General features: G+C 74.8%; 14 protein-coding genes. 5 read left to right on the top strand and 9 right to left on the bottom strand.

Annotation, left to right across the window (positions count from 1 at the left end):
- Nucleotides 1-19 precede the first annotated feature (19 nt).
- Nucleotides 20-1,609 (bottom strand): PQQ-binding-like beta-propeller repeat protein, encoded by a 1,590-nt coding sequence (locus VFZ92_RS09310; protein ID WP_414719846.1) that lies wholly within the window; start codon nt 1,607-1,609, stop codon nt 20-22.
- 168 nt (nt 1,610-1,777) lie between these two features.
- On the opposite strand from VFZ92_RS09310, the gene VFZ92_RS09305 reads away from it, so the two are divergent.
- Nucleotides 1,778-2,221 carry a protein-tyrosine phosphatase family protein gene (locus VFZ92_RS09305; RefSeq protein WP_330875422.1) on the top strand — a complete coding sequence of 148 codons (444 nt, stop codon included), beginning with the start codon at nt 1,778-1,780 and terminating at the stop codon, nt 2,219-2,221.
- On the opposite strand, the gene VFZ92_RS09300 is transcribed toward VFZ92_RS09305, so the two are convergent.
- Complete coding sequence (locus VFZ92_RS09300) at nt 2,202-3,095, bottom strand: helix-turn-helix transcriptional regulator (protein WP_330875421.1); 894 nt, start codon at nt 3,093-3,095, stop codon at nt 2,202-2,204. The two genes, VFZ92_RS09305 and VFZ92_RS09300, sit on opposite strands and share 20 nt — an antisense overlap.
- Nucleotides 3,096-3,229: 134 nt before the next feature.
- On the opposite strand from VFZ92_RS09300, the gene VFZ92_RS09295 reads away from it, so the two are divergent.
- Both VFZ92_RS09295 and aspS read left to right on the top strand, forming a co-directional pair.
- Nucleotides 3,230-3,718, top strand: a complete 489-nt coding sequence (locus VFZ92_RS09295; protein ID WP_330875420.1) for an SRPBCC family protein — start codon at nt 3,230-3,232, stop codon at nt 3,716-3,718.
- Nucleotides 3,719-4,029: 311 nt separating this feature from the next.
- Nucleotides 4,030-5,316, top strand: coding sequence for an aspartate--tRNA(Asn) ligase (gene aspS / locus VFZ92_RS09290; protein WP_330875419.1), 1,287 nt, complete (start codon nt 4,030-4,032; stop codon nt 5,314-5,316).
- Nucleotides 5,317-5,335: 19 nt separating this feature from the next.
- Here the strand turns inward: aspS and VFZ92_RS09285 are convergent, their stop codons facing one another.
- A complete protein-coding gene (locus VFZ92_RS09285) occupies nt 5,336-6,205 on the bottom strand; it encodes a helix-turn-helix transcriptional regulator (protein WP_330875418.1) in 870 nt (289 codons plus the stop codon).
- Nucleotides 6,206-6,307: 102 nt separating this feature from the next.
- Between VFZ92_RS09285 and VFZ92_RS09280 the strand changes: the two genes are divergently transcribed.
- A complete protein-coding gene (locus VFZ92_RS09280; RefSeq protein ID WP_330875417.1) occupies nt 6,308-7,006 on the top strand; it encodes an SDR family NAD(P)-dependent oxidoreductase in 699 nt (232 codons plus the stop codon).
- A 45-nt stretch (nt 7,007-7,051) separates the two neighbouring features.
- Here the strand turns inward: VFZ92_RS09280 and VFZ92_RS09275 are convergent, their stop codons facing one another.
- The 4 genes from VFZ92_RS09275 to VFZ92_RS09260 all read right to left on the bottom strand — a co-directional run bounded on the left by VFZ92_RS09275 (nt 7,052) and on the right by VFZ92_RS09260 (nt 13,015).
- Nucleotides 7,052-8,263, bottom strand: coding sequence for an acyl-CoA dehydrogenase family protein (locus tag VFZ92_RS09275; protein WP_330875416.1), 1,212 nt, complete (start codon nt 8,261-8,263; stop codon nt 7,052-7,054).
- A gap of 3 nt (nt 8,264-8,266) precedes the next feature.
- Complete coding sequence (locus tag VFZ92_RS09270) at nt 8,267-9,268, bottom strand: phosphotransferase family protein (protein ID WP_330875415.1); 1,002 nt, start codon at nt 9,266-9,268, stop codon at nt 8,267-8,269.
- On the bottom strand, nt 9,265-9,912 hold the full coding sequence (locus tag VFZ92_RS09265; RefSeq protein ID WP_330875414.1) for an HAD family phosphatase: 648 nt from the start codon (nt 9,910-9,912) through the stop codon (nt 9,265-9,267). The genes VFZ92_RS09270 and VFZ92_RS09265 overlap by 4 nt, the downstream gene beginning before the upstream one ends.
- A gap of 313 nt (nt 9,913-10,225) precedes the next feature.
- Nucleotides 10,226-13,015 (bottom strand): AfsR/SARP family transcriptional regulator, encoded by a 2,790-nt coding sequence (locus tag VFZ92_RS09260; protein ID WP_330875413.1) that lies wholly within the window; start codon nt 13,013-13,015, stop codon nt 10,226-10,228.
- 172 nt (nt 13,016-13,187) lie between these two features.
- Here VFZ92_RS09260 and VFZ92_RS09255 point away from each other — a divergent pair, with 172 nt between their 5' ends.
- Nucleotides 13,188-13,592 (top strand): hypothetical protein, encoded by a 405-nt coding sequence (locus tag VFZ92_RS09255; protein WP_330875412.1) that lies wholly within the window; start codon nt 13,188-13,190, stop codon nt 13,590-13,592.
- Between the two features lie 49 nt (nt 13,593-13,641).
- Here the strand turns inward: VFZ92_RS09255 and VFZ92_RS09250 are convergent, their stop codons facing one another.
- Both VFZ92_RS09250 and VFZ92_RS09245 read right to left on the bottom strand, forming a co-directional pair.
- Nucleotides 13,642-13,854: a hypothetical protein gene (locus VFZ92_RS09250; protein ID WP_330875411.1), complete on the bottom strand. Its 213-nt coding sequence runs from the start codon at nt 13,852-13,854 to the stop codon at nt 13,642-13,644.
- Between the two features lie 113 nt (nt 13,855-13,967).
- Entirely contained in the window at nt 13,968-15,734 is a 1,767-nt protein-coding gene (locus VFZ92_RS09245; protein ID WP_330875410.1) for an IucA/IucC family protein, read from the bottom strand.
- Nucleotides 15,735-15,779 lie beyond the last annotated feature (45 nt).

Genomic DNA, 15,779 nt, shown 5'->3' with positions numbered 1-15,779 from the left:
GGGGCGCACCACCCGGTGTTCACAGGCCGAAGGCGAGCAGGACGTGGCCGCGGTCGGGGTTCGGGTAGGCGGGGGCGTAGCCCGAGTGCACGTAGACCATCCCGTGGGAGATGACCGCTCCCCCGCCGCCGCCCGAGATGGCGCCGCCGCGGCCCGGCAGGCCGTTGACGCCGGTGACGTCGCGGACGGTGTCGTAGGTCCAGAGCACCCGGCCGGTCTTGGCGGAGTAGGCGCGCAGCTTGCCGTCGTTGCCGCCCTCGTAGACGACGCCGGGGCTGCTGCTGACCGCGGGGCCGTGGCCGAGGGTGCAGATGTCGGGGTGGGCGGCGGCGCCGCCGGTGGTGCAGCCGTCCGCGGGGTTGGGGGTCTGCCAGAGGACGGTGCCGGTGGCGGGGTCCACGGCGAAGACCTTGCCCGGGTCGGCGAAGTACGTGGCGATGTAGAGCCGCTCGCCGTCGTAGCTCGAACCCCACTGGATGCCGGAGACGCCGCCGCTGGGCAGCGGGACGCCGAGCTGCCTGCGCCAGACGACCTCACCGGTGCGGGCGTCGAACACGTGGTAGACGCCGAGCTTCTGGCCGACGCCGACCAGGGTGCGGCCGCCGACGGTGAAGATGTTGGGCGTGGCGCCGATGTCGTAGTCCAGCGCCGAACCGTCCTTGAGGCCGGGGCAGTAGCCCTCCGGGTCGGGGTCGTTGCACAGCGAGCGCCACGTGTCGGCCTTCGTGACCTGGTTGCGCCACTTGACCGCGCCGCTGCGCGGGTCGAGGGCGAGCAGCGTGTCGAAGTCGCCCGCGCTGCCGGTGTAGTTCTGGCCGGTGCCGACGTAGAGCGTGCGGGTCCTCGGGTCGATCACCGGTGAACTCCACACCCCGGCGCCCGACGGCTCGTACCTGGTCGCGCCGCTGGGCCACGTGCCGACCGCCTTCGGCTCCGGCACCGTGTGGTGCCGCCACGCCAGCGCGCCGGTGTCGGCGTCCAGGGCGTCGATGTGGCCGCGGAAGGTGCAGCACGGGTAGTCGCGGCCCGCGGTGTTCTCGCCGCTGGACGTCCCGACGTACACGCGGCCCTCGAACACGATCGGCGAGCTGGTCACCGTGGCCGCCGGGTGCGCGTCGACCTGCTTGGCCCACACCAGGTGGCCGTCGCGCTGGTCGAGCGCGTAGACGTACCCGCGGATGTCGCCGAAGTACACCCTGCCGTTGGCGACCGCCGGCCCGTCCCACGGGACGGCGGGGCCCGGGCCGGGCTCGACGCCGCTCAGGTCGAACGTCCACCGCTCGGCGCCGGTGCGGGCGTCGCGGGCGTAGAACCTGCCGTCCGGGCCGCCGAAGTAGGCGACGCCGTCGACGATCGCGGGCTGGCTGCGGACCGGTGCCTCGGTGTGCGGGTACGCGAAGGCCCACTTGAGCTCCAGGCCGCCGACGGTGCGCGGGGTGATCCGCCGCTCGGCGGCGTTGTGCCTGCTCCCCGACAGGTCCTTCTGCCAGGTCGCCCAGTCGCCGCGCCCACCTCCGGCGGTGGTCGTGGCCGGGTCCGCTGTCGCGACGGCCGCGCCCAGCAGCGCGAGGACCGCGGCGGTCGCGAGTGTTGGTCGAATGCCCTTCACAGGAGTCCCCCCTCGTCGTTCGGGCACCCCCACGATGGCAGCGTCCGAACCGCGGGTGGATCCGCTGAAGGTCTCAGCCCGATCGGGAGAAGGTTGACGGCGGCATCAACCGTTCGGTTGACCCGGCCCACCCGGAAGTGGACCGCGCCCGATCGGGAGGATGGAGGCATGACGAGCACGCACCTCACGGGCGCCATCGAACTGCCCGACGGAACACGGGTGAGGGGCCGGGGCCTGCGCGACCCCGCGCCCACCGGACCGGAGCCCGAGCACGGCCTCTACCTGGGCGGGACGCGGCTGCGGAAGCGTCACGACCACACCATCACCTGGCCGCACGAGTGGGTCCGCTGGCCGGACTTCCTGCTGCCGCGCGACAGCGCCGAGGCCGTCGCCCGCATCCGCGAGCTGCACGGGTACGCCCGCGCGGGCCACCGCGTCGAGGTCGCGTGCCACGGCGGCAAGGGCCGCACGGGCACCGTCGTCGCCTGCCTCGCCGTGCTCGCGGGCGTCCCGCGCGAGGAGGCCCTCGCCTGGACCCGCACCCACTACGACCGCCACGCCGCCGAGACCCCGTGGCAGCGCCGCTGGGTGCTCAGGTTCCCGACGGCCTGACCCCGTCGCGCACGCCGGGCCGCGGGGCGATGGACCTCGCGAGCAGGGCGAGGGCGCTCTCCGACGCCGATCCCGGCTCGGGGACGGCCACCACGACGTGGACGCCCCCGCTCCGCGGGCTCCGCAACGTCTGCTGGGTCAGCGTCATCGACCCGACCAGCGGGTGGTGCACGCGGTGGTCGACGGCGTCGCACACGCGCACCCGGTGGTCGGCCCACATGCCCGCGAACTCCGGGCTGCGCACGCACAGGTCGCCGATCAGGCCTGCCAGCAGCGGGTCGTCCGGGTGCAGGCCGACGACCACCCGCAGGTTGCCCACCACGGCCTTCGCCTTCGCGGACCAGTCGGGGTACAGCTCGCGGACGTGGGCGTCGAGGAACACCAGCCTCGCCATGTTCGGCCGCGACGCGGGGTCGTCGGGTGCGGCGGGGTCCAGGTGGCCCGCGAACACCGCGTGCCCCATCCGGTTCCACGCCAGCACGTCGGTCCGCCGTCCCAGCACGATCACGGGCACGTCGCCCACGGCCGCGAGCAGCGCGCGGGTCACCGCGGGCACCTCCTCCGGCGGCGGCCTGCGCACCGGCCTGCGCCGCGCCGCCGGGCTCGCCAGCGCGTGCAGGTGGCCGCGCTCGGAGTCGTCGAGCCGCAGCGCCCCGGCGATGGCGTCGAGCACCTCCGGTGAGGCGTTGTGCGACTGCCCCTGCTCCAGCCGCGCGTAGTAGGGCGCGCTGACGCCCGCGAGCAGCGCCAGCTCCTCGCGCCGCAGTCCGGGGACGCGGCGGCGGTCGCCGTAGGTGGGCAGGCCGACGTCCTCGGGACGCACCCGCGCCCGCCGCGCCTGGAGGAAGTCGCCGAGCCGTCCCTGTCCGTCCATGGTGTCGAGTATCGACGGCCACACCCCGCGGAGCCTCACCCCGGCGGGGTGAGGCTCCGCGGGGTGTGGCACCGGTCGCGCGGCGGCCCGCAGGGTGGACCACGTCAACCCCGACGAGGCCAGGAGAGACCACGATGAGCACCGGACTGGACACCGTCGACGTGACCGGGTTCGCCTTCACCCGCCGGGCCTGGGTCGCGGCCCCGCCCGCCCAGGTCTACGACCTGGTCAGCGACGTGTCGTTGATCGAGCGCTGGAGCCCCAGCGCCGGCGCCGTCGCCTACGACCCCGGCGACGGGCCCCGCGTCGGGGCGTGGTTCAGCGGCCACAACCGGCGCGACGACCGGGAGTGGGCCACCCGCTCGCAGGTCGTGGCGGCGACACCGGGCGAGGAGTTCGCGTTCGTCGTGGGCGGTGAGGAGGACGGGATCGTGCGGTGGCGGTGGACGTTCCGGGAGGACGGCGGCGGCACGGTCGTCGCACAGTCGTGGCGGCTGCTGCGGCACGTCCCCGTGCTGGGCTCGACCCGTGCCGAGGTGGCCTCGCTGCGCGACCACATGGCCGACAGCGCCGAGTCGACGCTGGTGGCGCTGGCCCGGTGGATCTCCACGTCCGGAAAATGACGAGCGCGGGCGGGCCGGAGGCTCCTACGGTGGTGCCAACGCGTCGACGGAGACGAGTAGCCGGGGGACCACGCGGGTCCAGAGAGCCGCCGGCAGCTGGGAAGGCGGCCTCGCGCCCCACGGTGAAGACCCTCCCGAGCGCGGGGAGGAACGGCGGGGACACCCCCGCCCCATGCCCCGCCGGCCCGCCCCCGTCATCGGGCTCGTCGAGGCCGCCGCCCGTTCGCGGGTGGCGGCGAAGGCGCGGTGGTACCGCGAGTTCCCTTTCTCGCCCGCGCCCCCAAAGGATCGCGCACGTCCCCTGGAGTGTGATGATCTCCCGAACCACCGCCGCCGACCTGCCACGGCACGTCGGCGAGCACGTCAGGATCGCCGGGTGGGTCCACCGCCTGCGCGTCCTCAAGTCCGTGTCCTTCCTCGTCGTGCGCGACCGGACCGGCCTGGCCCAGGTCGTGCTGACCGGACCGGCCCCGGACTTCGGCGAGGAGACCGTCGTCGAGGTCCACGGCCTGGTCACCGCCAACGACAAGGCGCCGGGCGGGGCGGAGGTCACCGACCCCGCGATCACCGTGCTCGCCGGGTCGGCGCCCCCGCCGTTCGACCTCTACCGGCCCCACGTCACCGCCACCCTCCCGACGGTCTTGGACAACGCCGCCGTCGCCCTGCGCCACCCGCGGCTGCGCGCGCCGTTCGAGGTCGCCGCCGCGAGCGTGGCCGGGTTCCGCGGCGCGCTGCACGAGCGGGGGTTCACCGAGATCCACACCCCCAAGATCGTCGGGTCGGCCACCGAGTCCGGCGCGAGCGTGTTCGGCGTCGACTACTTCGGCGCGCCCGCGTTCCTCGCCCAGTCGCCGCAGCTGTTCAAGCAGGCCATGGTCGGGGTGTTCGAACGGGTCTACGAGGTCGGGCCGGTGTTCCGGGCCGAACCGCACGACACCACCCGGCACCTGGCGCAGTACACCAGCCTGGACGCCGAGCTCGGGTTCGTCGCCGACCACCACGACGTCATGGCCGTCCTGCGCGAGGCCGTGGCCGGGATGGTCGCCGCCGTCGCCGAACGCGCCCCGGCCGCGGTGGCGCTGCTGGGGGCGGAGCTGCCGGACGTGCCCGCGGAGGTCCCGGAGATCCACTTCACCGACGCCCAGGCCCTGCTGGCCCGGCACACCGACCAGGACCCGCGCGGCGAGCCGGACCTCGCTCCCGCGCACGAGCGGTGGCTCTCGGGGTGGGCGCGCGCCGAGCACGGTTCGGAGTTCCTGTTCGTCACCGGCTACCCGATGGTCAAGCGCCCCTTCTACACCCACCCCGACCCGGACCGCCCGGCGTCGTCCAACAGCTTCGACCTGCTCTTCCGCGGTCTGGAACTCGTGACGGGCGGTCAACGGCTGCACCGGCACGCCGACTACCTGGCCGCGCTGGAGCACCGGGGCGAGGACCCGGCCGCGCACGCGGACCACCTGGACGTCTTCGCCCACGGCATGCCGCCGCACGGCGGGTTCGCCATCGGCCTGGAACGGTGGACCGCCCGGCTGCTGGGCCTGGACAACGTCCGCCGCGCCGCGCTGTTCCCGCGCGACCGGCAGCGCCTGCACCCGTGACCGGTGGCGGTGGGCCCACCTAGTCCCGACCGGGCGGGCCCACCGCCACCGGTGGCCCGGCGATGTCGGCGAGCCGCAGCCTGGTCTCGTCGTCGCTGCCGGGCGCGGCGGTCATGACCACGATCTTGAGTTCGGAGTCGCCGTCGGTGAGCACGTCGCAGTCGACCTCCACCGGCCCCACCGAGGGGTGGTCGATCGTCTTGTGGTCCTCCCGGTGCGCCGCGACCGCGCCGGTCGCCCACAGCTCGGCGAACCGCTCGTTGCCCGCGGTCAGCGCGCGGATCAGCTCCGCCAGGCGCGCGTCACCGGGGAACCGGCCGCTCACGCGGCGCAGGTCGGACACCACGGCGGCGTCGGTGGCGTCGCCGTCCTGCTCGGCGACGGGCCACCGCGCGAGGTGAGGCGGACCGGGGGTCAGCGGGAACCGGTCGCGGGCGAAGTTGCGCAGCCGCGGCGGCGAGGACGCGGGGTCGCCCAGCAGCGCGGCCCACCCGCGGTTCCACCAGACCAGCTGCCAGTCCGCCGCGAACACGGCGACCGCGACGTCCCCGAGCCGGGTCAGCACGCGGTGCACGCCGGGCGGGATGTGGTCGGAGATCACGCCGTCGGCGGGCGGCACCAGGTTGGCCAGCCGGTAGAGGTGGTCGCGTTCGGCCGCGGTCAGTTGCAGTGCGCGCGCCAGTGACGCCACCACCTGCGCCGACGGGGACGTGGCGCGGCCCTGCTCCAGGCGCACGACGTAGTCGACCGACATCCCGGCGAGGTCGGCCAACTCCTCGCGGCGCAGCCCGGTCGCGCGCCGGGCCCGGCCCACCGGCAGCGCGGCGGCCGAGGGTGGCAGGCGGTCGCGCCACGTGCGGATCATCGCGCCCAACCCGGCTGTGCTCATGCCCCCATCCTCCGGCAGATCGCGGCGCTGGGGGTGGTACTGCCGTTCCCACCGTCGAAGCGTCCCTGGTCGGGTCCACGGGATCGGCCCAGGATCGACGGCATGACGATCACCTTCATCACCGGGGCGAACAAGGGGCTCGGCCGCGAGACCGCCCGCCGCCTCGTCGACCTCGGCCACACCGTGCTGGTCGGGGCCCGCGACACCGAGCAGGGCGAGCGGACGGCCGCGGCGCTGGGCGCGCGGTTCGTCCGCATCGACGTGACCGACGACGCCTCCGTCGCCGCGGCGGCGCGGGACGTCGCGGACCGCGAGGGCGTCGTCGACGTCCTGGTCAACAACGCGGGGATCCACGGCCCCTCCGGCGACGCCGCCGCGCTGACCGGTGCCGACGCGCTCGCCGTGTTCGACGTCAACGTCGCGGGCGTGGTGCGCACGACCACCGCGTTCCTGCCGCTGCTGCGCCGGTCGGCGGACCCGGTCGTGATCAACGTCAGCAGCGGGACGGGTTCGCTCGCCCACACCCACGACCCGGCGCGGCCGGAGTCGTCGGTGGTCGTCCCGCTCTACACCGCCTCCAAGGCGGCGCTCACGATGCTGACCACGCAGTACGCCAAGGCGCTGCCGGACGTCCGGGTCAACGCCGCCGACCCCGGCTACACGGCCACCGACCTCAACGGCCACAGCGGTCCGCAGACCGTCACCGAGGGCACGGACGCCGTCGTCGGCCTCGCGACCGAGCCGCCCGGCTCGGGGTCCGGGCGGTTCGTCGACCGGAGCGGTGAGATCGCCTGGTCCTGACCCCGTGAGCGGAGGCGCGGGGGAACTCCCGCGCCTCCCGAGGGGCTAGCGGTACTTCTTCAGCTCGCGCTTGGCGAGCGACATGCGGTGCACCTCGTCGGGACCGTCGGCCAGCCGCAGCGTGCGCGCCGCCGCCCAGAGGTTCGCCAGCGGGAAGTCCTGGCTCACGCCACCCGCGCCGTGGGCCTGGATCGCCTTGTCCAGCACCCACTCCGCCATCAGCGGCACCCCGATCTTGATCGCCTGGATCTCGGTGTGGGCGCCCTTGTTGCCGACGGTGTCCATCAGCCACGCCGTCTTGAGCACCAGCAGCCTCGCCTGCTCGATCCGCACGCGCGACTCGGCGATCCACTCCTGCACGACGCCCTGCGCGGCGATCGGCTTGCCGAAGGCGACGCGCTCGTTGGCGCGCTTGCACATCAGCTCCAGCGCCCGCTCGGCCATGCCGATCAGCCGCATGCAGTGGTGGATGCGGCCGGGACCCAGCCGGGCCTGGGCGATGGCGAAGCCCTGGCCCTCACCGGCGATGAGGTGGTCGACGGGCACGCGCACGTCGGTGAAGACGACCTCGGCGTGACCGCCGTGCGGGCCGTCGGTGTAGCCGAAGACCGTCATGCCGCGCTTGACCTCGACACCGGGGGTGTCGCGCGGGACCAGGATCATCGCCTGCTGCTGGTGGCGCTCGGCCTCCGGGTTGGTCTTGCCCATCACGATGAAGATCGCGCAGTTCGGGTTCATCGCGCCCGAGGACCACCACTTGGTCCCGTTGATCACGTATTCGTCGCCGTCCCGCTCGATGCGGGTCGCGATGTTCGTCGCGTCCGAGGACGCCACGTCGGGCTCGGTCATGCAGAACGCCGAGCGGATCTCGCCGTCCAGCAGGGGCCGCAGCCACTGCTTCTTCTGCTCCTCGGTGCCGAACATCGCCAGCACCTCCATGTTCCCGGTGTCCGGCGCGGCGCAGTTGAACGCCTCCGGGGCCAGGTGGGGGCTGCGGCCGGTGATCTCCGCGAGCGGCGCGTACTGGAGGTTCGTCAGGCCCGCGCCGTGCTCGGCGTCGGGCAGGAACAGGTTCCACAGCCCGGCCTCGCGGGCGCGGGCCTTCAGCTCGTCGACGACCGGCTTGCGCGTCCACTCGTCGTCGGAGGCCGCGAGCTGCTCCTCCAGCACCGCCTCGGCGGGGTAGACGAACTCGTCCATGAACGACAGCAGCCGGGTGCGGAAGTCTTCCGTCTTGGCGTCGTACGCGAAGTCCATCGGTCAGTACTCCTTGATCGCGAGCAGGCCCTGGCGCACGAGCGGCAGGGTGAACGAGCCGAGCTGGGAGAACCCCGCGCCCACCGTCTTGCCCGTGGTGTAGCGGTAGTGGATCCCTTCGAGGATCACGGCGAGCTTGAAGTAGCCGAACGCGACGTACCAGCCGAGGTTCGACACGTCGGCGCCGGTGCGGGCGGCGTAGCGGGCGACCAGTTCCCCGGCGCCGGGGAAGCCGGGCAGCGACGGGACGGTGCCGGTGATCGGGTCCTGGTCGATGCCGAGGCCGTGCCAGTAGACGTGCAGCAGGCCGACGTCGGCGAGCGGGTCGCCCAGCGTGGCCATCTCCCAGTCCAGCACCGCGCTGATGCCCAGGGGGTCGCGGGTGACCAGCACGTTGTCCAGCCGGTAGTCGCCGTGGATGATCGTCGCCCGCGCCGAGTCGGGGACGCGGTCGCCCAGCCTGTCGCGCAGGTCGTCGATGCCCTCCAGGTCGCGGCTGCGCGAGGCGTCGAGCTGCTTGCCCCACCGCTTCACCTGCCGCGCCAGGAAGCCCTCCGGGCGGCCGAAGTCGCCGAGGCCCACCGAGTCGGGGTCGACGGCGTGCAGGTCGGCCAGCACGTCCACCAGGCGGTTCGCCAGCACCGCCGCGGCGTCGGGGGTGAGCCAGTCGCACTGGGCGCGGTCGCGCAGGGCCGCGCCCGCGACCTCCTCCATCAGGTAGAACGGCGCGCCGATCACCTCGGGGTCGGTGCACAGCAGCTCCGCGCGCGGCACGGGCACGGCGGTGTCGGCCAGCGCGGAGATCACCCGGTGCTCGCGGGTCATGTCGTGCGCGGTGGCCAGCACGTGGCCCAGCGGCGGGCGGCGCAGCACCCAGCGGTCCCGCCCGTCGGTCACCCGGTAGGTGAGGTTCGAGCGGCCACCGGGGATCAGCTCGCCGGTCAGCGGGCCCGTGCCCAGGTGGGCGGCGAGCTTGTCGAGGTCCAGGCCCGGCAGGTCGGTCACGGCTTCACTCCCAGGTCGGCCAGCGCGGCACGGGTGCTGTCCGCGTCGGTGTGCAGGTGCGCGTGCAGGCCCACGGCCCTGGCGCCGTCCACGTTGACCTGCATGTCGTCGAAGAAGACGCACCGGTCGGCCGGCAGGTCCAGCAGGTCGAGGGTGTGCGTGAAGATCGCGGGGTCGGGCTTGCGCAGCCCGATGCGACCGCTGATGACGAGCGTGTCGAACAGCTCCAGCAGCAGGTCCTCGGGGTAGCCCTCGCCCCAGCTGTTGGACAGCAGCACGGTCCGGACGCCGCTCGCGCGGACCTCGCGGACCAGCTCCACCATCGCCGGGTCGGTGTTCGCGGTGCCGAACATGCGGCGCAGCAGGCCCGACGCGGCGATCTCGCCGCCGTCGACGGTGACCAGCTCGGCGGCCAGCAGCCGTTCGAACTCCGCGACCGGCAGCTGACCGGTCTCCAGGCGGGCGACCGGGTTGTCCGGGAGCGCGTCGCGCCCCATCCAGGCCCGGATCGTCACCCCGTAGCGCTCGCGGTCGATGTTCTCGCTGTGCAGCCAGTCCTCGACGAACCGCGGCACCGACACCGTGAGCACCCCGCCCCAGTCCAGCACCACCGCGTCGATCTGCCGTTCGTCGTCGTTGCCCACGACCAGGAGCGTACCGACCAGTTGGTATGTCAGCAATGGGAACCCGTCCCGGAACGCGGTCCGGCGGGCGCTGGACGGGTCGCGGCGGCCCATCACGTGCTCGGCGAGCACCTGCGCGGGAGCGTGCGGACCGGGATGAGGTGCGGCTACCGGCCATGGCGGGCCGCCGGGTCGTCCGCGGTGGTGGGTGCGCCGGGGCCCCGTGGGTTGCTCGTCGCGCCGCCACCGGGTTCGGGCGACGCGGTTCTGCCGCTCGTGCGGTTCCAGGGCCTGTCCGCGTCGACGGGTGCGCTGACGGTGGGCGGGTGGCCCGTCAGGCGGGCGCCCGGTCCAGGTCCTCCAGCTGTCGTCGGGTTCGGGCGGCGTCCGTGGTGCGGTGCTGCCGCTCGTAGAGGTCCAGGGCCTCCAGCCAGGCCTCGCGGGCCTGCTCCGGGCGGTCCAGGGCGGCGTGGGCCTGGCCGACCCACTCCAGGCACACCGGTTCGTGGTGGGCGTCGCCCGTCTGGCGGAGGAGGACCAGGCACGTCCGGTAGTGGTCGAGGGCGTGTTCGTGCCTGCCGGTGCGGTGGGCGAAGTAGCCGAGGTTGCCCAGGGTGGCCGCCTCGCCCGCGAGGTCGTGGTGCCTGCGGTTCAGGACCAGGGCGGCCTCGCAGTGGACCGCGGCGGTCTCGTGGTCGCCCAGGCGGGCGGCGAACCAGCCGACCACGTTGAGCGTGCGCGCCTCGTCGACCGGCTGGTCGAGGGCGCGGTAGAGGTCGAGGGCTCGGCGGGCGTGCTCCAGGGCCTGCCGGTCGTCGCCCTGCCAGCCGCGGGCGCGTGCGAGGTCGTAGTGGGTGTGGGCCTGCTCGACGGGGTCGCCGTGCTGGTCGGCCAGGGTGAGGGCCTCGCGCAGGTGCCCGGTGGCCTCCTCGTGCAGGCCCAGCCCGGACCAGGCGCGGCCGAGGAGCCGGTGGGCCAGGGTGCGCGGGGTGGGGTCGGGCAGGTGGGCGGCGGCGTCGGCGGCGGTCTGCCACACGGCCAGCTCGTCGTCGTGGTGCCCGCGCCGGGCGTGGAAGGTGGTCAGGGTCCAGGCCAGCTGCCACACGGCCTCGTGGCCGTGGTGCGCCGCGGCGGTGCGCTGGGCCGCCAGCAGGTGGGGGTGGTGGACGTCCAGCCACGCCAGCGCGGCGCCGGGGTCCGGCAGCTCCTGGGGTCGCACGCCGGGAACGGGCGGGGTGAGGTCCACCGGCGGGCGGTGCGGGGAGAGGAGGAGCGCGGCGGTGTGGGCGGTGTGCAGGTAGAAGTCGACCACCCGCTCCAGCGCCGCCCGCCGCGCGGGCTCCGGCAGGTCGGCGACCGCGGTGGTGGCGGCGTAGGCGCGGACCAGGTCGGGCATGGCGTACCGGCCGCCCGGCGCGTCCGCGACCAGCGAGGTGTCCGCCAGCGCCCGCAGCGCGGCGCGCGCGTCCCGTGCGGGCAGCCCGGTGAGGCTGGTGGCGGCGGGCAGGTCGGTGTCCGGTCCCGGTGCGATGCCCAGCAGGCCGAACACGGTCCGCTGCTCGGCGGTGAGGTGGCGCAGCGACCAGGACAGGACGGCGGGCAGGCTGGCGTCGGGGTCGTCGGAGTCCAGGGCGTCCAGGCCGAGGTCGCGCAGGTCGGCCAGGACGTCCTCGATGAGGGCGGGGCGGGTGCGGATGCGGGCGGCGATCAGGCCCAGCGCCAGCGGGAACCCGCCGCACAGCCCGACCAGCTCGGTGACGGCCCGCTCGGCGGTGGCGCGGGCGTCGCCGAGCGCCGCGTCGAGCAGGGTGCGGGCCTCGGGCTCGGTGAGCACGTCGAGGTGGACGGGCAGGGCGCCGTGGCGGGTCAGCAGGGCGGGCAGCCGGTGGCGGCTGGTGATCAGCACGGTGCACGTGGTGCCGCCGGGCAGCAGGGGGACGACCTGCTCGGTGGTGGCGGCGTTGTCCAGCAGCACCAGCAGGTGCTTGCCCGCGGTGCGGGTGCGGTAGAGCGCGGCGCGGGCGTCGAGGTCCTGCGGCTGGTGGTCGCGGTCGACCCCGAGCGCGGTGAGGAAGTCGGCCAGCACGCCCGCCGCCTGCTTCGGCTCGTCGGGGCCGAAGCCCCGCAGGTTCACGAACAGCTGCCCGTCGGGGAAGCGGTGCAGGTTGCGGTGGGCCCAGGTCAGGGCGAGCCACGTCTTGCCGATCCCGCCGGTGCCACCGATCGCGGAGATCACCGCCGTCACGCCCGCGTGCTGGGCGCCGTCGGGGGCGAGGGCTCGGTCCAGTTCGGCCAGTTCGGTGACGCGCCCGGTGAACGGGCCCGGCGCGGTGGGCAGCTGGAGGGGCACGGCGGCGGAGCCGTCCGCCGGGGTGCCCGCCAGACCGGGGTCGGCGGCCAGCACCCGGCGGTGCAGGTCCCGCAGCGCGGGACCGGGGTCGGTGCCCAGCTCCTCGACGAGCCGTTCCCGCAGCCGCCGGTAGTGCTCCAGGGCGTCGGCGGTGCGCCCGGCCTGGTGCAGGGCCAGCAGGTACTGGCCCGCGACCCGCTCGTCCAGCGGGTGCGCGGCGGCCCGTCCGGCCAGCTCCACCACGAGGTCGCCGCCCTCGCCCAGGCGCAGCCGGGTGTCGGCCAGGTCGTGCTGGGCGGCCAGCCGCTCCCCCTCCAGCAGGGCCCGCTCGGTCTCGGCCCACTCGCCGTCCAGCCCGGTCATCGCCGGGCCGCGCCACAGCAGCAGCGCCTCGGTCAGCACCCGTGCCGCCACGGCGTCGTCGGTCTCCCCCCGTGCACGGGCGCACAGGTCGCGGAAGCGGTGCACGTCGACCACCTGGTCGGGCCGGTCCACCAGCAGGGCGTAGCCACCGGCCCGGCTGACGACCTCCGCGGCGCCGACGGCCGACAGCGCCTGGCGGAGCCGCGAGACGTGGCTGTACAGCGTCTTGCGGCCCCGGCGCGGCACGTCCACGCCCCAGACCCGCTCGACCAGCCTGTCCGCGGGCACGAGCCGGGGCGCGTCCACCGCCAGCGCCGCCAGCACGCACCGCTGCTTGGCAGGCCCCAGGTCCCCGGTCCGACCGTCGACGCGCACGGTCACCTCACCGAGCAGACCGAACTCCACCCCCACGACCGCCTCCCCCGTTCCCCCGCCCATGCATAACCCCGTGACCAGCGCGATGCAGGAATCTCGCAACCAATTCACACGATCGGCCGCGCACCCTGCCACCGAGGCGGTACGAGGGGTCCGCCTCACCGCGGCCCTCGGGGCCGACCGTCCACCGATCCGGGGAGAACAGACCATGCGTGAACCGAGCAAGCGCCTGTCCGCCACGAAGTCGTTCACGCTCGCGGGAGCCGTCGCCGCGAGCCTGCTGGGAACGGCGGTGACCGCGTCGGCCGCGCCGGGGGCGGCGCCCGCCGACCCGTTCGCCGCCTGCACCCAGCCGGTGAACCCGGTCCGGGCCGGGTCGGCGACCGTCCACCTGTTCAGCTGCTCGGACGGCTGGCACGGGCAGATCACCGGCGCCACGCCCGGTGACGAGATCTGGGTGACGAACGCGTCGGGCAGGGTGACCGGGTGGCGGACCGTGCCGACCGGCGCGTCCTCGGCCAACAGCGGCACGGTCGGCACCTTCGGGTCGCCGTGGCGCGCCTGCGGCAAGGACATCAGCGCCGGTGCCATCGGGTGCACCGCGTACAACTGATCCGATCGGCGCCCCTCCACCGCGTCCCGCGCGGTGGAGGGGCCGCCCGTCACCGGATCCCCGCCACCTCCCGCAGGCAGGCCGAGTTGACGGTCATGACCTCGTCGACGCCCTTCACCGGGCCGGTGAGGGAGTTCGGGTCGGCGTCGGTCAGGTCGAGGCGCTGCCGCGGCCGTTCGGCCGGGGGCGGCGTCGGGAGGCCGCGGAGGAGGACGCGGTCGTGAGGGAGGCGACGCCGGTGGGCCGGGCCGGTGCCGAGCACGCGGCCAGGACCAGGAGCGCGCCCAGGACCAGGAGCGGGGAGGACCTCGTACCGGTGGGGCGTGGCCGGGCGGTGTCAGGAACCCGTTCGGCCGCCGTGGTCCCCCTGTGGTCTCACCAGCCGTCGGGGGGTTCGACGGCCGTCACCGCTGCCAGCGGGTTCGGCACCTCCCCCGAGGGCCGCACCGACCGGTGGCCGGGCTGCTCGGCGTACCCGGTCACGAGCAGCCGGTCGCCGTTGAGCGGGTAGTGCGGGAACGACGGCCCCAGCAGGTCGGCCGCGTCGATCCGCTCCGCGAGCGCGGGGAAGCGCCGCCGGTAGGCCTCGACCTCGCCGCGCACCCGCCGCCACAGCTCGGCCCTGGGCAGCAGCAGGTCGAGCGGCTGGCCTACGCCGACCAGGAACGCGTTGACCAGGTAGGACCGCAGTGCGGGCCAGTCCCGGCGCGGCAGCACGGGGGCGTGCTCGTCGGGCGCGGGACCGCGCTGCGGCACGGGCTCCAGCGACAGGCTGACGTCGTCGATCAGGTCCTTCACCGCGATCCGCGCGGGCAGCCCGTCCGGTCCCTCGACGACCAGGATGTTCTGCCCGTGCGGGTTCACCGTGACGCCGTAGTGGAACAGCAGGTGCAGCAGCGGCCGGAGCAGCGCCGCGAGCAGCGCCGACACCCACGTCCGCTGGTCGACCCCGGCCCGTGCGACGAACTCCTCCACCAGCGGCTGCCCGTGGTGGTCGACGTGCAGCACGGCGGCCAGCGGCCAGACCCGCTCCCCCGCGGCCAGTCGCGGTTCGACCGGTTCGCGCCACACGCACGCCAGCGTCTCGCGCAGCCGGTAGGGCGAGCCGTCGATCCCGTCGATCCGGGGGTGCGCGACCGCGACCGAGGCGACCTCGCCGAGCAGTTCCGCGCGCCACCCGGCCAGCAGCTCGTCGGAGGCCCACAGGCCCTTGAGCCACTGGGTGACCACGGGCGCGGCCACGGCGATCTCCGGCAGCACACCGCGCCAGACGGTGGTGTTGAGGATCCGCAGCGGCAGCTTCACCTGGAGGCGGTCGACCCGGTCGACGTTGGACAGCGTGCGGATCGACTGCGTCGGCAGGTACTCGTCCGGTGCCTCGCCCAGCGGCACGATCCGGTCGCCCGCCACCTCGGGGGCCCACATCGTGCGCACCACGTTGTCGAGCTGCCACGGGTGCACCGGCATCCACACGTAGGCGTCCGGGTCCAGGCCGCGGTCGCGCAGCACGGCCGTGAACGCCGCCACCGTGTCCTGGTCCAGCTCGGCGGCGCGCAGCGCGTGCTCCGAGAGCGCCGGGACGCAGCGGAACTCGCCGAGGCCGCGGTGCACCGCCAGCCACGGCAGCCGCAGCACGCGCCGCGACTCCGGCGCGTAGGCGGCCACGTCGGAGGCGGAGAAGCCGATCCGGCCCTTGTTCGCCACCAGCCTCGGGTGGCCGGTCAGGTGGCCCTCCAGCTCGCCGTGGTCGAGCTTCGCCAGCTCGGCCGCGGGCAGCGCGGTCGCCGCGAGCGCCACGTCCGCGGCCAGGGTCGAGGTGATCTCCAGCAGGTAGTTCGCGAGCGTCACCGGGGCGATGCCCAACCCGTCGGCGGCCTCCACCAGGAACAGCTGGACGTCGTCGGCCGGACCGGGGGCGCCGGGGCCGTAGCGGCCGACCGGGACGCGCCGCAGGCTCGCCGGGTCCAGCCGCCAGCCGCCGAACGCGCCGCGCGCGGCGGTGAACGAGTACCGCGAGGCACCGAGGTCGAGCAGGTAGCCGTCACCGTCCGGCTCGGGGTGCAGCAGCGCCTCGAACGCCAGCTCGCCGATCAGCTTGCCCAGCAGGGCTGTGGACGCGGTGCTCCAACGCGCACGGCTCATGTACACCTCTCCGGCCGGGACCAAGATCAGTGTTCACCGCCGGTG

The sequence above is a fragment of the Umezawaea sp. genome (assembly GCF_036375055.1).
In the GTDB taxonomy this organism is placed as follows: domain Bacteria; phylum Actinomycetota; class Actinomycetes; order Mycobacteriales; family Pseudonocardiaceae; genus Umezawaea.
Note: the sequence above shows the minus strand (reverse complement) of the source record. Positions and strands in the feature narration are given on the sequence as shown.

Excerpts from the sequence above, each read along its gene's own strand:
- VFZ92_RS09305 (WP_330875422.1), top strand. The coding sequence starts at position 1,778 with ATGACGAGCACGCACCTCACGGGCGCCATCGAACTGCCCGACGGAACA.
- VFZ92_RS09300 (WP_330875421.1), bottom strand. The coding sequence starts at position 3,095 with ATGGACGGACAGGGACGGCTCGGCGACTTCCTCCAGGCGCGGCGGGCG.
- VFZ92_RS09295 (WP_330875420.1), top strand. The coding sequence starts at position 3,230 with ATGAGCACCGGACTGGACACCGTCGACGTGACCGGGTTCGCCTTCACC.
- aspS (WP_330875419.1), top strand. The coding sequence starts at position 4,030 with ATGATCTCCCGAACCACCGCCGCCGACCTGCCACGGCACGTCGGCGAG.
- VFZ92_RS09285 (WP_330875418.1), bottom strand. The coding sequence starts at position 6,205 with ATGAGCACAGCCGGGTTGGGCGCGATGATCCGCACGTGGCGCGACCGC.
- VFZ92_RS09280 (WP_330875417.1), top strand. The coding sequence starts at position 6,308 with ATGACGATCACCTTCATCACCGGGGCGAACAAGGGGCTCGGCCGCGAG.
- VFZ92_RS09275 (WP_330875416.1), bottom strand. The coding sequence starts at position 8,263 with ATGGACTTCGCGTACGACGCCAAGACGGAAGACTTCCGCACCCGGCTG.
- VFZ92_RS09255 (WP_330875412.1), top strand. The coding sequence starts at position 13,188 with ATGCGTGAACCGAGCAAGCGCCTGTCCGCCACGAAGTCGTTCACGCTC.
- VFZ92_RS09245 (WP_330875410.1), bottom strand. The coding sequence starts at position 15,734 with ATGAGCCGTGCGCGTTGGAGCACCGCGTCCACAGCCCTGCTGGGCAAG.